The sequence below is a fragment of the Wolbachia endosymbiont of Trichogramma pretiosum genome (assembly GCF_001439985.1).
In the GTDB taxonomy this organism is placed as follows: Bacteria; Pseudomonadota; Alphaproteobacteria; order Rickettsiales; family Anaplasmataceae; genus Wolbachia.
The window spans coordinates 1,005,493-1,022,707 of the sequence record NZ_CM003641.1 but is presented as its reverse complement, the minus strand read 5'-3'; the positions used below and the strand labels follow the sequence as shown (position 1 = coordinate 1,022,707).

Genomic DNA, 17,215 nt, shown 5'->3' with positions numbered 1-17,215 from the left:
CAAATATCTTTTTAATTAGTTACTACATTATCTCATCAATCTTTCTTGACTTGTCCTTTTGTTTTATCAGAATCCTTTTTCTTATCTGGCTGGCTTAGTGTTTCAGATTTGCTCATTTCTCTGCCAGTACTCGCTTTCCCATCTACTTGCTTTGGTGTATCAGGCAATTTAGCTTCAATTTTGCTACGATCTTTACTCACTCCCTGCTTGATGTTATGTATCATATTTTGGGTTCTATCATCAAGGCCAACAGTTGACAGCATAGCTTGTGATGCACTCCTAGAAATATGACTAACACTTTGAGCAACTCCATAACCAGAGCTGAACAACGACTGCGCCATAGTTTCTGATATAGAAACAAAAGCTTCCATTGCACTAGCAACGATGAGATATATAAATGCCTGTATTAGATCTATAGGTAATGCTGCAAAGTGCCCAACAGCCCTTTCTCCAGTACTGAGCGCAACATCAACACTATTACCAGGATCATACCCAAGAGGTAATATTGATTTCATAAGACACAGATCATACGATAAAAAATTTACACTAATTAAGCATTGATAGCATGCAGAAAAATTTGTGAGGTTATATAGAACTGAATACATTAACTGGTTTAAAAGAGACAAGGATGAAAATAAAATGACTGGTTGCAATGAAACATGAGCCAGAGTTTTTATCCAATTATCAAATAATGTTTTAGTTTGTTGAAATAAAATAAATACGATAAATAAAGGTGCTAATGACAATAAAAATGCCACTAAAACAGTAGATATTACATACTTAAACGTAGCACTAATAATGCATCTTAAAAACACAAAAGTAGCATAAAGTATTGCCAAAAATGCAATAAAGCCAAAAGGTCCTGATAGCATTAAAGACAAAAATTTCAGCCATGTTCCTCCTGTAAATAATACTCCCGCTGTTAAATCTAAGAATGCAAAATTTTTACCTCCTTCTCCTACATAGCCAGAAAAACTATCAATTAAATAAATGCTACCATCAACAAAAAGCCCAGACAAAGTTGTACCAAAGAATTCCCAACTTCTATCACTAAAAGCAAAAGCTATAAATACTACTTTGAGTATTCTTATAATAAAATCGAATTTACTTAATTGTATTGTTCCAAGCATATAGCCAATAACAGTAAATGTAACGTATAGAACAAGCAAAGCTCTTATTCCTTGTAGAAGACCCTTTCTATATCCTTCATATGGAATTTTAATTCCGTCTTCACCCCCGTCTTTTATGAAATCAAAAATCTTGTTTACAGTTGATGAAATAAAATCGTTTATTTTTCTTTTTAAAAATAAATTTACTGTGTATTTGTTATCTTCATAATATTTGCCTTCTTTGTCCGTAATATCATCTTTCTTGACGTTTTCTACATTAATACCAAAGTATATCTTTTTAGACTCTTTATCCTTTAAATGACTTCCATCTATTATGTAATAGTCTACATTATCCTCTGTTATTTTAACTAATTCCTTTACTTTTTTGAAATTATTAGTCTCTAGAGCATATGGATCTTCTGGCGGGCTATCACCCAAGTACATATACAATTTTTTGCCACTATCGAAGTTACATGATCTAGTTACTTCAACATGATATCCACCTCTATGAAGAAAGTAATTGCCATTGCTTGCTATAGCAAGCATTACACTACTACCAGGTTTCACCTTTTTATTTATCTCATAGTCATGATTTAACTTTAAGGAAAAATCCCTAAAATCATTACTTATTTTTGAGCATAGTAGGCCATCACTTGTTTCTTTTCTTTTTGGAAAACATTGAACAGTATTCTGATCATCAAGATCGCCAATTTTTGCAACAAGAGCTTCGGCCCAGGAGATATCTCCAGTTTCTTCTTCAATGTTTGATATAAAATCAGTGTTATCTTTATTTTCTTCAATCTTTTTAAGTTTATTTTCAACTCCTTTAAGATGAGAATACATATCACATTTGTTGTTCTTATCATAATTTTTGTACCTTACAGAAGAAACACAATTTCCATTAAAATCTATACCTTGTTTATTATAACATATCTTCTGATAGTAACAATTAAGCTCATAAGAGCCGCACTTGCTTATCTCATTAAAATTACATTTTCTCCCATTACATAATTTATCCAGTCCTATTTTAGTTCGTCGTAAATCTAACAATGCACCATTTATCCATGAATTTTGAATATAATCCTTATTAAAATGTACCTTATTATCATATGGAGTATAGCCATTACTAACCAGCACTCTTCTTTCTTCTATGTTCTCTTTATTAATCTTAGGAAATTCTACTTTAGTCCTCTTACTACCTTCTCCACAAAAGAACGTTCCTCCATTGAGGAGGTCTTCTATTGTAGCTTTGTCTTTTTTATCATTTTCTTCAGCTTTATAGCAATTGTCATCAAAGCTGATACCTTCCCCTTCCGGATTGTCATAATTAATCATTACCTCTCTGGCAACTAAGCTAAAGCTTAACTTATCACCAGGATTTGCTTTAATTCCAGTATCTACATAACGTCTATTGCTATAGAATTCATTATTTCCAAAGCCTATATTCCCACATATTTCTCGTTCATCAAGACCAGCATTATCAATGAACTTATCACTGTAATTCGGCATTAAATCATTAGCACAAAATACAGCGGGTACAAGTACTCTCTTTGGATTTTCCCCTTGTTTAATAGGACAAAAATTTACCAACCCACCAAGAGTAAATTTGACTTTTTCATCCTTGCTAATTACTTGACCAGAATCAACCCAATGAATTTTAACTCCTTCGCCAGCTTCACGAACTGGAACATCTATACTGATACTAGTATTTCTGCTATGCATCCCAGGTTCAACACAATCCATTGTGCAGCCACTAATTATAAGACATAGTATCAACAATAATGATTTTCTGCTCATCATTGATTACCTGTGTTTGTTGGTATTTTAGGTGCTGATCTTTGAGCTGATTGTGGTATTTGAGGTCTTTGACTTGGTGTACCAGATTGCTGACCTGCTCTTCTTTGGATACTTTGTTCATCTAAACCTACTGTTCCCATTAAGCTTTGCTGATATTGCCTTCCTGGTTCGCTTGCCACATAAACACCAAACAACGAATCAGATATTGTTGAAGATGCCTCAACCAAAGCTTTCATAGCATGTCCCAAAATCACAAAAGCCATCATAGCTGTGATGTTAGGTGCATGTTTGGAAGCATAACCATAAATAATACAAGGATTAAAAATCTTTAAGTTAAGATTAAGTATACATGTAGGGCAGACCTCAAAATTAAAGATCGAATACACAATATAATCCATAGCCTGGCTTATTAATGATATAAAAATTAAAAGCACTACCGGATGAATTGCAAATCTTGCTAAATTTTTGACCCAATTGTGAAACATCTGTCTAGTATATCCAAATAGAAGGCAAATAATAAAAAGAGGCGCCAAGGAAAGCAATAATGCAACTATTGCTATAGATGTGATAAAAGAAAATAAGGCGTTAAATATCGATAAACTCACTGTTATCAAACCCCAAATCACCAAGCAAAACGATACAATACCCAAAGGACCAGAGAATATAAGAGATACTATTAGTAACACTGAGTTTGCTGATAAAAACCTATTGAGCGGTAAATCAAGAAATTCAAAAACATTTGATGTTGTACCTCTGAAATTTGCTATTTCTATTAACTGTTTTGGAGCATTAACAAAAATAGAAAATGCATTGTTATAAAAAAAACTCCAACTGTTATCGTTCAGCAATTGGGTAATAACTCCTATCTTTACACATATAATTAAAAATTCATATATAGAAGCATGAGACAATCCAAAAAAGTAATAAAGGGTGTATAAAACTATATATAATACTAATAACGACACTATTGTAGATCTGATGGTATTTGTTCTATTTGATGCTACAAAACTTTGATAAAGAGACTTCACAGGGCTAGTATCAGAGTGAATCGCGTTAGTGTCTTTGTAGCTAGAACCGAAAAATGCAGTTTTTACTTTTTCATCAAAAAAATTATATATCGCACTAAAAGTTCTTACAGGTGGCTCTTTAGTTGTAAGGTTAATGCTAAAATGACCCTCATTTTTCTTATAATCACAGCCATGATCTCTTATTCCGTAATATATAGTGCCACTCTTGTCCTTTAGCTTTTCTTTTAAGCCTTCCATATATTGAGTATTATAAACTTTGCTAATGTCTACAGGTATATCTCCCTGAGTTTCATCGGGCTCACGCTCAGGAAATTCGTCAGAAACACTTATATATAAGCTTTTTTCTAAATTAGGGATTCTTGTTACTCTTATGTTAAAACCACCCCTACCCTTATCATCACCCAAACTAAAAGTTAACTCTGGTTTTGGATGGTTACGATCCATCTTATGATCACAGTTAAGGCATATACCACCTCCTGGAACGCGTTCAAGTTCCCGATTATCCATGTAAACACGTAAAATTTTAATGTAAGTTTTTACCGTTTTTACCTTTGATAAGTCATCAATAACTCTAGCAACATTAGTGCCACCTTCTACATTATTGTATTCAGTATATACGCAATTTTCATCTTCAACGATGGGGTTAAATTTACACACCCTTAAACATAGTAAATTTAAAATGCGCGTATCTATCTTACTTGCAATGCTCTCTGAAAGATTTCTACAGGCACCTACACCGACCTTCTCCTGTCTTATATAGTCGATGGCATTTCTAATTTCCTCTATTTCACTTTGATCTAATTCTGAAGACCAGTACTCTTTTCCATTTAACCATTGTGAATTACCTACTTCATATTTATTAGGACATATTCCACCTTGACACTTCTCTTGATTTAAAATATTTGAAGAATACTCCTTTTCCCCTTCACCGCAATTTTCGTCAATTTTTTTGTAGGTGACCATGCCATTACTGTTTTTACACATTTTATTTCCAACAATACTAAAGCTTATCGCATCGCCAGCTTTAAGCGAAAACGGCAATGTAACGTTTGTTACTCCTTGTTCAATTGCAAAATCTTTATATTGCGAACAAAAATTAACCTTATTAGGTACTATATTAATCTCTGTTACTTTTATTTTATCCGAAATATAGACCCCAGAATCAACCCATTTCTGCTCTGTTGACACTATATCAAATTTCTCACGCAAGCCTGATGGATCTTCTGGCTTAATACACCCGCACCCAGATAATAAAAAGAGTACCACAAAACTTATGCATAGCTTAACCAAGTTTTGGTTGCTCAAATGTTCAAACATCCGTTACTCACCTGCACTCACTCTCTACCTGATTTTATAGATTCACTAGAGGAAGATCCAGATCCCTTACTATCATCTCCACCTCCTCCGGAGGAAGATCCCGATCCCTTATTATCATCTCCACCTCCTCCAATAGCCCCTCTTGCCTTATTTACAGCCGCAGTAGCAGCTTGACCAGCACCTCCAGCAACAGCTTTGGCAGCAGATAAAGCTTTATTCACCATTTGTGCAGGAGTTCCACCTGAACCAAGTGCTGCTCTGTGATTGCCAGCAAGCTCAGCAGCCATGCCGGGAAGAACGTTTAAAAAGTGGTAAAAGAGGAATAATACTAAACACAATTTTAATAATTCTCCGATTAGAGAGCTGCCAAACTCCATGTATGTAAAGTCGAATAGACCAAGTATGCTGCTCTTTTTAAAGCTATAATTTTGCATCATACATGCGAGAGTAGTTTCATTTTTATCACATTCCCCATCTTTCAATTTAAACCACCGTTTTTTCTCACTATATGAGATTTCTGCTTGTTTCTTTTTATATGACTCGTCCAGTTCAAAATTTAAATTTTTAAAATAGATTTTATCACATGCTATGAACATAAAAGATAGAAATGCAAAAAGGATAACTGGGTATAAACTGTAGGTAATTAACTCTTTTAGCCAACCATCAAAATATCCCTTAGTATGTTGAAACAAAACCATAGGAATGAATAAAGGCGATAAGATGATAATTACACTAAGCGCAACTAAAGATAAGATAAATACATAGCACATCCACAAAATAACCATCATCATCAAAATTGCCATAAATATACAGACAAGAGATACTAAGATCTGCCCACCACCGAAAATAATAGCAATCACCGAACCTGCAACTAACAAGACAGGAGCAGCGCCAAGCAAAACCGCTAACGTTACAACACTTCCAGTACCAATTTTGCCACCAATTCCATCTAAAGGGGCACCTAAATAAAATAAAATTCTGCAATCAAGCCTATCCCAAGGTGCAAGATAACTGTAAGATACCCTCTTTCCTGCACGATCGTATTCATAATCTGTACCTGACTCATAATTACATATATTTTTACTTTCAGATGACGCTTTAAGCACTATTTCTGACAAACCATTTGAAAGCTTTGTTAATTCCCCGTAATAATGAGACATAGTGCTACCTGTCGTAAAGTAAATCACTAAAGCGAATTTAATGATCAACATGTACATTTCTTGCGGACTACGCACTCCACCAGACATAACTTTTATAGAGAACAGTATTAAAGCTAAAATTAGAACAACAGTTACAGTATTTTTCAACCTTCCTTGTGCTACAGATAAAAAACTACCCTTCTCCTGTCCTTTTTTTTCTCCATATTCATATTTTAGCTTATCACCACTTGAGTCAATACCTGCAACTAAATTATCTAACGATTCCTTAATGCATTGCACTATCATAGAAGTTATAGGAATAGGAGATAATGACTTACTTCCCGCTTGATTGTAGCAAGCTTCAGAGACATACGAGCTAAAACATCTTTTATTGTCATGACCTACAAAAATTTTTCCTTCTTTTTCTTTTTTCCTGATAAGAGTTCTATAATCGTCATCCCCGTTGATAAAACTCCTTTCTTCACTACCTGTACCATCTTTATTTTTGAATAACATCACAGATTGTTCACACATAGGAGCAATCGGATCAGGTGGTAATTGCGTACATCCTATATCAATTCCTTGCGGCCAAGCAGTTCCAGCTCCCCTAACTCCAGCCAATTCTACACATAACCTACTCATTTTTCTCACTGCCCTGAACGTTGATCCATATATGTCTTCGCTCTGTCCAGATTTAAGCACTTTACATTCTAGATCGCCATCAACCTTCGGAGACCATGACCCACTTTCATATCCAGTATCTTTCTCTCTGACATCAAAGTCTATGTATCCATCTTCCCCTCTGAAATTAAAGTCATTCGTCTTAAAAAGGTTGCCAAATGTTAAAGGATTGCGATGACATACTTCTATGTATTCACTATATTGCACCCCATTTTTTGGCCAGTAGTAGTGTTCCCTATCAACATTAACAACATCCCAATCAGTAAAGTTTAAAATATCTTTCTCTGTTTGTTTTCCATCTTTCCCTGATCTTTGCTGTAATACAGAAAAATATTCATCTTCTGTTCGATAATTTTTATCTGTATCACCACTATAATCTGTATCTTTTAGTTTAAAATTTTTATATCTCCCATCATTATGGTATGCAACTGGATGCCTAACAAAACTATGCTGACAAACAATAAGCCCCCCAATTGCCTTCCAAACTCCAATAATTGCAGCTATCATTCCAGTGATAACAAGAGAAGTAAATAAACCAACAGAAGAGACAATCAAAACAATACCAGTAAATATTGCACCAATAGCAATTGCTATCCCAGTAAATGCTGCACCTGTCTCAAACGCCTTACAGTCAGGATCGGAGGCACGGCTAAAACTACCATTAGAATTAAACCTGCTAACAAATCCCGCCTCTTCAGTACCACTTATCACATCTCCAAATACTGGATATGAGAGTAAAAAATCTATATTTAATAAAAATATCGCAACTAACAGTAATGACAGTTTAGTTTTAAACATTTTTCACCTTTTGATAAAACACAGGCAACCACATCTTTGGATCATCTCCTAGTTCTTTCAATATATCATGTAACAATAGGACACTTTCTGCACGTCCAGATAACACGTTGACCACATCATCCAAATCTTTCAGATCTATTCTAGCTACTACAGCATTAACTCCCTGCTTTACTAAAAAGAATCTAGTACTTGGATCTGTGTGTTTGATCAGTATATACTCACGTTCAGTTAACATAAAAACATCTCGATAGACACTAGTAGCTTTCAGATTTGGCAAAAAAATTTGTGTTGCTGTCTGCTGTACAAGCGTATCACTAATAGCACTTTTACTTGCATCTTCAACGCTCTGAGTAGCAAAAATCACAAAAGCATTTAACTTTCTCAGCACTTTCAACCAGTCTTTTATCTTGGGTGCAAAAACTGGATTATCTATTAACGCCCATGCTTCATCAAGAACAATAATAGATGGAGTGCCATCAAGCGATATACTAATCCTATGAAACAAATAAATCAAGACCGGCCCAAGAGCAACAGGATCTTTTAGCAAACTAGCCATTTCAAAGCCAAACACTCTTGCTTTTGAAAAATCTAGCAAATCTTCTTTATTGTCAAATATTGCAGCATGAGAGCCATCACCATGCCACATAGATATTGCTCCAGCTAGAGTAGCAGGGCCCGCAAGTCCTAAAAATGGTACAAGATTTCTCAAAAATCTGTCTTCTTTTTTTAATTTAAAATTTCCCTCAATTGCATCATTAATTCTAGCAATATCTTCTGAAGTAAATTTATCATTGTACACTAAAATTAAAGATTTTATCCATTCCATCAAAAATGTTTTATTATCAGGAGTACCGTCAAGTTGCAGAGGATTAAAATTTGTCTTAGTTCTTGGTTCTATTATAGTATAGATACCACCAAGTGCTCTTAAAAAAATTTCTGCGCCGCGATCTTTATCAAAAAAGAATATTCTTGGAGAAAATTTCATTGTTTGAGCACATAAAAAATTCATTAAAACAGTTTTGCCAGCACCTGTTGGACCAATTATCATAGTATGTCCAACATCCCTTATATGAAAGTTAAAGAAAAATGGAGTGCCGGATGTTGTATCAAAAACTGTAACAGCATCTCCCCAGTGGTTATTGAATTTTTTACCAGTAGGATAATTATGTTGAGATGCAAAACCAGCCAAATTAAGACTACTTATTGTACCTTTTCTTACTATATAATCAAAATTACCAGGAATTTGCGCCCAAAATGCTGGTTCTAGATTAACCCTCTCACGAACAGGATAAACACCACAATTAGAAAGCTCCGATTCAACCAATGATAAAGCATTGTCCAATGATTTAGGACTTTTTTCTATACATAAGATAGTTAAATGGTGTTCACCAAAAGCAATTTTACCACTCATTGCATCATCAAGCGCATGAGAAATTTCTGCTATTTGAGAAACAGCTTTATCTGCAGATTGTATCATACGATTTTGCTGTATCTGCATTTTTGCAATTGCCATTTGCCTATTTGTAAATTGAAAAGACTGCGTGATAATAAACTCATAAGGAAGTTGTAAAAAAGAATCAAGCATTCCTGCAGAAGTATTATTTCCATATTCTTTGATACTAACTATTCCAGCATATTTGCTTTCATTATGAGTCACAACCTGTATCATCTTATGGCCAAAAAACAACCTATGAACTGGTAAGTATCTTGATATTTCAGTTTTTAGTGGAAAAAGCGTATTTGTAACAAAGCCACAATTTACAATTCTAGACAGAAACTCCATTATTTCACAAAATAGTCCATTTGGAGTTTCTTTTACTCCAAGAACTTTAGGTGAATAATTCCTAAGGCTTGTTACTATACGATTTGTCGTTTCCTCTAAATCTTCATAGGTATCACGCATATCACTTTCCCAAGCATGTTTTGAAGTTACATGCCCAAATTTTTTCAGTAGATGTGATAAAAATTCTACTCCCTTTGTATCTGCCCTACGAATAATTGTAATATATAAATCATTAATAAAAGATTGCCTAGTTGCGTGTTTTTCTCTCCATTTTAGATTTACATGGTTAGCAAAAAAATTTGGTAAACTCTGATTTGCAAATTCATCAGAAAAAATATTTTTCTTACGTCTGATGGTATGAAAGTACAAACTAAATGCTGGAGATGAAATGCTTCTTAGCATCTGATTTCTGATATTATTTTGTATTACCAAGTCTTCATCATCTGCTGTTTCAAACGCAAAGCCATTTAATTTTATAAATTTAACTAACCAATTCTGCTTTGTTATCAAGGTTGTACTATTCCAATAGCAAGAATAAGGTATAAATTCGGCAGCGTGAACCTCTCTACTTAGAACAGATTTATTCTTTGATTGAATAGCTCTAAATTTCAACATTGCATAACATCAAGTAATGTCATAAGAATTTGCTCCATGGTAAAACCGATTTAAACATTTGGAGCATTTTCCCAACTTTACCACAAATAACTCAATAAACAAAGGTTCCTTTGCAGAAGCAATATAGCCAAGTCCATGTATACCTGGCAACATCAGGAGAATTACTCTAAGATCATTTGTATTAATGAAAATTAGCATGCAAATTAGAACGTTTAATATTGCAAACATATAACTCACACCAAAGAGCATTGCAGGTCTTGTAAGACCTTTAAATAATTGATTCGTTTGTATGCTGCCAGTAGACATATCTTTAACCTCCCAACAAGAGCTCTAACACTAATACTACATCATTAATTAAAAATCTATTGAAATGAATAGCACTTTAGGTAAGATAATTAGTTTAAATTCAATGATTATAAGCTGGCCATTTCAAGAAGCAGAAAAAATACTACAAGGATTCCCTAATAAAAAAGAGATAATATTTGAGACTGGTTATGGTCCCTCGGGCTTACCACATATTGGTACTTTTGGGGAAGTTTTTCGTACCACAGTTATTGCAAACGCTCTAAAAAAAATAGCTCCTAGTATAAAAATCAAAATCATTGCAGTTTCCGACGATATGGATGGTTTGCGAAAAATACCAGATAATGTACCAAATCAGGAAATGCTAAGAGAGAATCTGAACAAGCCATTAACCATGATACCTGACCCATTTGGCACTCATGAGAGTTATGGTCATCACATGAATTCGTTGTTGTGTAAATTTCTTGATTTGTTTGGATTTGAATATGAATTTAGGAGTGCAACAGAGTGTTATAAATCTGGAGTTTACGATGAAAAACTTTTACTCCTGCTGAAAAATTATGATAAAGTGATGGACGTAATGCTTCCATCATTTCGGAAAGAAAGGCAGCAGACTTACAGTCCATTCTTGCCGATATGCACAAAAACTTCCCAAGTTTTACAAGTTCCAGTAATTGAAACAAATAAAGATAAAGGAACAATCACGTATGAAGACCGAAACGGGGAAAAAATAGAAGTTCCAGTGACAAAAGGAAAATGTAAACTGCAATGGAAACCTGATTGGGGGATGAGGTGGGCTGCATTCGGAGTTAATTACGAAGCTCATGGAAAGGATTTGACTCCATCTTCTATGCTTTCAAGTCAAATATGTAAAATACTTGGAGAAAAGCCACCGCTTTTGTTTTGCTATGAGTTATTTCTTGATAAAGAAGGAAAGAAGATATCAAAATCAAAAGGAAATGGTATTTCAATTGAGGAGTGGCTAACTTACGCACCCACAGAGAGTTTAGCATTATACATCTTTCAGAGTCCTAAAAAAGCTAAACGTTTATATTTTGATGTGATACCAAAATCAACTGATGAGTATTTAGAGTTTGCTAAGCGTTACAATGAGAGTGAAGAAAAGGATGTAAATAGCCCTGTATGGCACATCCACCAGGGTAAAGTTCCAAACGTAGAAACTTCAGGAATAAATTTTTCGTTACTTTTAAACCTGGCAGCAGCTTGTAATGCTGAAAATAAAGAGATTCTTTGGGGTTTTATATCAACTTATGCACCAAACGTCACACCAGAAAGCAATAAAATGCTAGATAGGCTTGCGGATTTTGCAGTTAGGTATTATCACGACTTTATAAAGCCAACAAAAGCGTATAAAGCTTCAAACGGAAAAGAGAAAGAAGCGTTACTAGATTTAAAGAACAACCTACATTCCCTGCCTATTACAGCCACTGCTGAAGAGATTCAATCTCAGGTTTTCTCCATCGGAAAAAAACATAATTACAACAACTTACGCGATTGGTTTCAGTTTTTATATGAAACATTACTTGGACAAAAAACCGGTCCTAGAATGGGATCTTTTATCAAGCTCTATGGAATAGATAATACAATCTCTCTTATAGAAAGAGCTACTGAACGTACACTTTAGAGTTTACCTTCTTCCATTTGAGCTCTCTAGTTTTATTACTTGATAAACTTTCCCACTTTTCTTATCATACCAACAAGAGTATTTATCCTTGTTTTTTGATACGCGCGGTCTAAACGACAAAATTCAGCAAAAAGACTCAGATATTTATTGGCAAATTACATAGAATTATGGCGGCTTTTTTTTATTTTTTCTACATTTAGCCAAATCGCGCTTGTTAGCACATTATCAATTTACATTATTAAAACTAGTTACAAGGGGATTTTTTTGTCTTTTTTTTTTATTTAGTAAATTTCTTAATATTTATAGCTAAAGTAATTTTGAGAGCCAGTGCGTGACCAACCTGGTCAGTTTTCTAAATACCAGTACTGATATGACAAGAAGAGAGATGACTTGAATGACACCAAATGGACACTTGGACATAGGCTACTTTAGTAATATTTCACCATGCCATTCCAGCACTTGATGCTGGAATCCAGAAGTTTTTTTTTGAGCACAAAAGTTATGCTAAGTTTTTCTTGGTAAGAAACAAGTGTCAGCTACTTGAAAAGGAAGAATGGACTTCTTCCTCCTACTTAACTACACTGTTGCGCCTAACTCTTAATACACTTCTGATTGTACATTAACTACATTTAGCTGGCTGACTAAGACTTGACGTTGTTTTTCAGCAATAGCCTCCTTTAACTCATCACAAGGCTTATACACTTCATACGTAATACTACCAGCAACAAGTCCTGTGAGTACAGCAGCAGCCATAGCACCTACTGATAATGAAACACCAAAAAATATGCATAAGTAACTACTATAGCAGCTACACAAGATGTAATAATAAATATATGAGCACCCAAGTCTACTGCTTTTCCAAACAATCTTTTAGTACAATGTCAGCATTAGCTTTTAATAGAGCTATTACTATCTTGTGATGACCTTTACCAAGAGCTATACACACAGGAGTGTTTCCAGATCCATCTCGCAAATTAACATCTATACCTTGTGCTGCTAATAGAGCTTTTACTACATTTCCTTGATTATATAGACATTCTATATTTAATAATGTTAATCCTTTTTTGTCATAATAATCATAAACACTAAATTTATAATTTATATCAAAACTTTCGTTCTTCCATTCTTCATAAGTAGATGCTTCTTTTTTTGTTTAGTTGCTCTTTTATTTTTTCAACTATGTTATTACCATCCAAATCATTTGCACAATTTACTATACTTAATATCTGTTCGAACAATGCTAAATATATAAAGTTCTCATATAAAAATAATAATATACTTTAATTATTATGTACTTAAGTAATAAAGTCAAGAATTTAATTAATTATCATAAATATTTAAACAAGAAAAGGGGCTTTTGTGCGAGAGTTATTAATCTTCAGCTTAATAGGATAAGATTCGTCAACATTTCTGTAAGTACCTGCTATACAGAATAGTTGCCACCAATAAAGCCTAAACTTACTAAATACATTTCTGTAGATTCAGATCTACTTGACTTTGGTTTGAAGTATCTCACTGTTTTGAACATTTTTTTTAGCTCATTAAAGAAATCTTTATCAGACTCTCCTTGAAAAATTTTTACTATAAATTTACCATCATGATTCAAAAAATGCTTTGCAAAATTGAGTGCCACTTCGCATAAAAGCATAATTCTGATATGATCTAACGATTTTAAACCGCAAGATTCTGGTGCCATATCAGATAAAATTACATCAAATTTGTGATCCTTGAATTTTTCTCTTAAAATTTTAAGTTCGCTGATAATATCACACTGTATACACTCTACTCCACTAATTGCGTTTATTGGTTTTATGTCAACAGCAATCACACTCGCTCCTTTCTTAGATGCAACTTGTGACCATCCACCAGGAAAAGCGCCAAGATCAATAATTTTTTGCCCTTGTTGGAGTAGTTTAAATTTATCGTCTATTTCTATTAACTTATATGCCGAGCGCGATCTATAACCGTCCTTATTGGTTTTTTGCACATACTGATCATTCAAATGGCGATGTAGCCATCTTGTTGAAGATAATTTTCTACCTCTAGCTGTTTTTACTCTGGTCTTTATACTAATAACCTACTTATTATTAATTATATCTTTTAGCTCTTTTTCAACCACTTCTTTTACCAATACATGTAGATACTTATTCAGCCACTCTGAAAGCTGAGGTTTTAAAAGAGATACAACCAATTCTTCTACAGTAAGATCCGCTCTTTTTTGCTGTTTATGCCGTAGTTCTCTTTGCATCTTTTCAAGCAATGTTTTAATTTCCTCCATGTTTTCTTTTAAAACTAAATGCTCGTTACTTTGTTCTTGATAGCTCACTTTATTACTACTCATTTGGATATTATCATACAAATTTTTCCCTTCTGAGTTGTAACTATTAAATAGGTTATTCATTTTCTCACTTTGGCAATTATTCTCTTCTTCACTATTTTCTTTTTCTTCGATGTCTTCTGGGTACTCCTCTTCAAGGCATAGTACATCATCATCTTCATCTATTATTTCTGCTCCATTGCCGCTTAGATTTTTACCCGATATAGCTTTTTTTATATCTTCTAGTACATCTTTTACAGATTGATTATCGCTCATAACATTAAATTTTAAAGTTTATACTATTTATCATAAAAAGCAAGTTGTAAACACTAATTACATAATTGCTTTTTGCCTGAATTAGATCGGAACGTGCTTTAAATAATTCATCTTCAGTATCCAAAAGATCAGTTGTACTCTTTAAATGCAATTTTACTTCTTGCTCAACTCCTTCTAATGCTAAAGCTGCAGCTTTTTCTGCTTCTTGACTTGCTTTAATAATAGCTTTTGCTGTCAGCACGTTATTCCAAGCATTTACAACTGCTTGTTCTATATTTTTTACTGCTTCGTAATAATCGTAAGTGGATTGTTTTGCATCCATTTTAGCTCTACTAACACCAAAAACATTAACTCCTCTTTTAAAGATCGGAATATCAAGAGTAAAGACAACATTTACATTTTCTAGTAACGTGTCTAATTTTATATTGTCCTTTCCAAAATTTTTACTTGCGCTTAGATTCAAAGAAGGAAGCCACTTGGAACTTTCAGCAATCACTTCCATTCCAGCAGCTCTTTTTTTATAAATAGCTTCTTTTAGGGACAAGTTGTTGGTTTTTGCTAACTGAAGACATTTATTTAATTCTGGTATAGAAGGTAGTTTACCATCAGTCTCGTAAAGATTATCAGCATCTTCACCAATTAAATGATAGTAAGCAATATTAGCGAGCTTTAATTCACCTTCAGCATCAATTCTTTTAGATATAGAAGATGAAAATTTTGCTTTTGCAAACAAAACTTCAGAATTAGTAACTTCTCCAAGAGAAAAGCGTTTTTTCATAGCTGACAAGTGTTCTAAAGAAACACGTTCTTTATGTTCCCCCAATTTTAATATTTCTGCCTTTTGTAAAACGTTAACATATGCTTTCACAGCGCTGAGTGCAACTTCTTGCTTAGATTGCTGAAATCTAATTTTTGCTACTTTGAGAAGATGATTTGATCTGCCAAATGTAGCAAAAGTGCCACCAACATCTATTATTCTTTGACTTAATGTTAGACGTTTTCCAGAGTTTTGTAGACCGTTAATAATATTAAAATTACTATCGAAATCATATCGTAAATTGATGTCAGGTAAAAACCCAGCCAATCCAGAAGATTTTAGTTGTTTTTCAGCACTCTTATACTGGCAAAATTGAGACTTTATTTTTGAGCTGTTTTTGATAGCTTTGCTTATAGCTTCCTCCAAATTAATTGCATAGGAACCCATGGTAAAAAAAGCAACTACAAACGTGATAATTAATCGAAACATTTTGCTTTCTAGCATGTTATTTAAGTTATTAGCATAAATTACTTTAATGATCAATAACTAATGTTGTTGACACTATCAAGCAACTTAGTATACCATGACCTAATGTTACGTGTTAATATATGAAAACTTTTTTCTTGAAAGAGAAACAAATTAATAAAAAATGGCTTGTTATAGATGCAGAAGGACTAGTAGTAGGAAGGCTTGCGGCATTTGTAGCAATGTTATTGCGTGGAAAACATAAACCTGAATATACACCTCATATGGACTGTGGTGATAATGTAGTCATTGTTAATGCAGAAAAGGTGCATTTTACCGGAAAGAAACTTAAAGATAAAATATACTATAGGCATACAGGTTATTCTGGTGGTTTGAAGAAAACCACTCCAGATAATATTTTAAATAGCAAATTTCCTGAGTGTGTAATAAAAATGGCAGTAAAAAGAATGCTTGATGATGGTCCTATGGCACGTAGAAGGTTTGAAAATTTGTATGTTTATTCTGGCTCAGAACATAAGCATCAAGGACAGCAACCTAAAAAAATAGATTTTGCCTCTTTAAATCGTAAAAATAAGAAATAATGGAGTAAAAAGTGAAAACAAACAATAATGATCAGCCAAAAAAGGCAATGATTGACTCGCTTGGCCGCTCGTATGCCACAGGTCGAAGGAAAGAATCTGTAGCAAGAGTATGGATGAAGCCAGGCAGTGGAAAATTTAGTGTTAATAAAAAAGATGATTTAATTTCTTATTTTAAAAGAGAATCAGTGTGTCAAATGATTAAAGCGCCATTCATATTAACTTCTATGTTAGATAGGTATGATGTGTTTGCAACTGTAAAAGGTGGAGGACTATCTGGCCAAGCAGGTGCCTTGGCTCATGGAATAAGCAAAGCTTTAAGCGGTATAAGTCAAGATCTACACTCTATATTACGTAAAGGTGGATTCCTAACTAGAGATTCACGTGTTGTTGAGCGTAAGAAATATGGTCAACATAAAGCTCGGAAAAAATGTCAGTTTTCTAAGAGATAATTGTTTCATAATGGTATTTTTTTGTAAATGTTATACGAGTTCTTACAGGGGTTTATGATATTTTCTCTTTTTATGACGAATTTAGTTGACTATTACCATTAGTATAATATGCTGTTTATGCAATTTTTCAATAT

13 protein-coding genes are annotated in these 17,215 nt (G+C 33.7%); 3 read left to right on the top strand and 10 right to left on the bottom strand.

The window, feature by feature from the left end; genetic code table 11:
- Positions 1-35: 35 nt before the first annotated feature.
- The 5 genes from wTpre_RS05010 to wTpre_RS04990 are packed head-to-tail and all read right to left on the bottom strand — an operon-like array spanning position 36 to position 10,573.
- On the bottom strand, positions 36-2,909 hold the full coding sequence (locus tag wTpre_RS05010; protein ID WP_068652423.1) for a TrbL/VirB6 family protein: 2,874 nt from the start codon (positions 2,907-2,909) through the stop codon (positions 36-38).
- Positions 2,906-5,251 (bottom strand): TrbL/VirB6 family protein, encoded by a 2,346-nt coding sequence (locus wTpre_RS05005; protein WP_068652421.1) that lies wholly within the window; start codon positions 5,249-5,251, stop codon positions 2,906-2,908. The genes wTpre_RS05010 and wTpre_RS05005 overlap by 4 nt, the downstream gene beginning before the upstream one ends.
- Positions 5,252-5,268: 17 nt before the next feature.
- On the bottom strand, positions 5,269-7,869 hold the full coding sequence (locus tag wTpre_RS05000) for a TrbL/VirB6 family protein (protein ID WP_068652418.1): 2,601 nt from the start codon (positions 7,867-7,869) through the stop codon (positions 5,269-5,271).
- A complete protein-coding gene (locus tag wTpre_RS04995; protein WP_068652416.1) occupies positions 7,862-10,267 on the bottom strand; it encodes a VirB4 family type IV secretion/conjugal transfer ATPase in 2,406 nt (801 codons plus the stop codon). The genes wTpre_RS05000 and wTpre_RS04995 overlap by 8 nt, the downstream gene beginning before the upstream one ends.
- Positions 10,268-10,276: 9 nt before the next feature.
- On the bottom strand, positions 10,277-10,573 hold the full coding sequence (locus tag wTpre_RS04990; RefSeq protein ID WP_068652414.1) for a type IV secretion system protein VirB3: 297 nt from the start codon (positions 10,571-10,573) through the stop codon (positions 10,277-10,279).
- A gap of 64 nt (positions 10,574-10,637) precedes the next feature.
- On the opposite strand from wTpre_RS04990, the gene wTpre_RS04985 reads away from it, so the two are divergent.
- On the top strand, positions 10,638-12,215 hold the full coding sequence (locus wTpre_RS04985) for a lysine--tRNA ligase (protein WP_068652412.1): 1,578 nt from the start codon (positions 10,638-10,640) through the stop codon (positions 12,213-12,215).
- Between the two features lie 597 nt (positions 12,216-12,812).
- Here wTpre_RS04985 and wTpre_RS07045 read toward each other — a convergent pair.
- The 5 genes from wTpre_RS07045 to wTpre_RS04965 all read right to left on the bottom strand — a co-directional run bounded on the left by wTpre_RS07045 (position 12,813) and on the right by wTpre_RS04965 (position 16,054).
- Complete coding sequence (locus wTpre_RS07045) at positions 12,813-12,968, bottom strand: hypothetical protein (protein WP_245609413.1); 156 nt, start codon at positions 12,966-12,968, stop codon at positions 12,813-12,815.
- 94 nt (positions 12,969-13,062) lie between these two features.
- Positions 13,063-13,257: an ankyrin repeat domain-containing protein gene (locus tag wTpre_RS07040; RefSeq protein WP_245609568.1), complete on the bottom strand. Its 195-nt coding sequence runs from the start codon at positions 13,255-13,257 to the stop codon at positions 13,063-13,065.
- A gap of 381 nt (positions 13,258-13,638) precedes the next feature.
- Entirely contained in the window at positions 13,639-14,217 is a 579-nt protein-coding gene (locus wTpre_RS04975) for an RlmE family RNA methyltransferase (RefSeq protein WP_068652410.1), read from the bottom strand.
- A 75-nt stretch (positions 14,218-14,292) separates the two neighbouring features.
- On the bottom strand, positions 14,293-14,808 hold the full coding sequence (locus wTpre_RS04970) for a PopZ family protein (RefSeq protein ID WP_068652408.1): 516 nt from the start codon (positions 14,806-14,808) through the stop codon (positions 14,293-14,295).
- A 4-nt stretch (positions 14,809-14,812) separates the two neighbouring features.
- Positions 14,813-16,054 (bottom strand): TolC family protein, encoded by a 1,242-nt coding sequence (locus wTpre_RS04965; protein WP_068652676.1) that lies wholly within the window; start codon positions 16,052-16,054, stop codon positions 14,813-14,815.
- Between the two features lie 119 nt (positions 16,055-16,173).
- Here wTpre_RS04965 and rplM point away from each other — a divergent pair, with 119 nt between their 5' ends.
- Together rplM and rpsI are read left to right on the top strand one after the other, a co-directional pair.
- The gene (rplM, locus tag wTpre_RS04960) at positions 16,174-16,632 is read left to right on the top strand and encodes a 50S ribosomal protein L13 (protein WP_068652406.1); all 459 of its coding nucleotides are present in this window, start codon (positions 16,174-16,176) and stop codon (positions 16,630-16,632) included.
- Positions 16,633-16,679: 47 nt separating this feature from the next.
- A complete protein-coding gene (rpsI, locus tag wTpre_RS04955) occupies positions 16,680-17,081 on the top strand; it encodes a 30S ribosomal protein S9 (protein WP_068652674.1) in 402 nt (133 codons plus the stop codon).
- Positions 17,082-17,215: the final 134 nt, after the last annotated feature.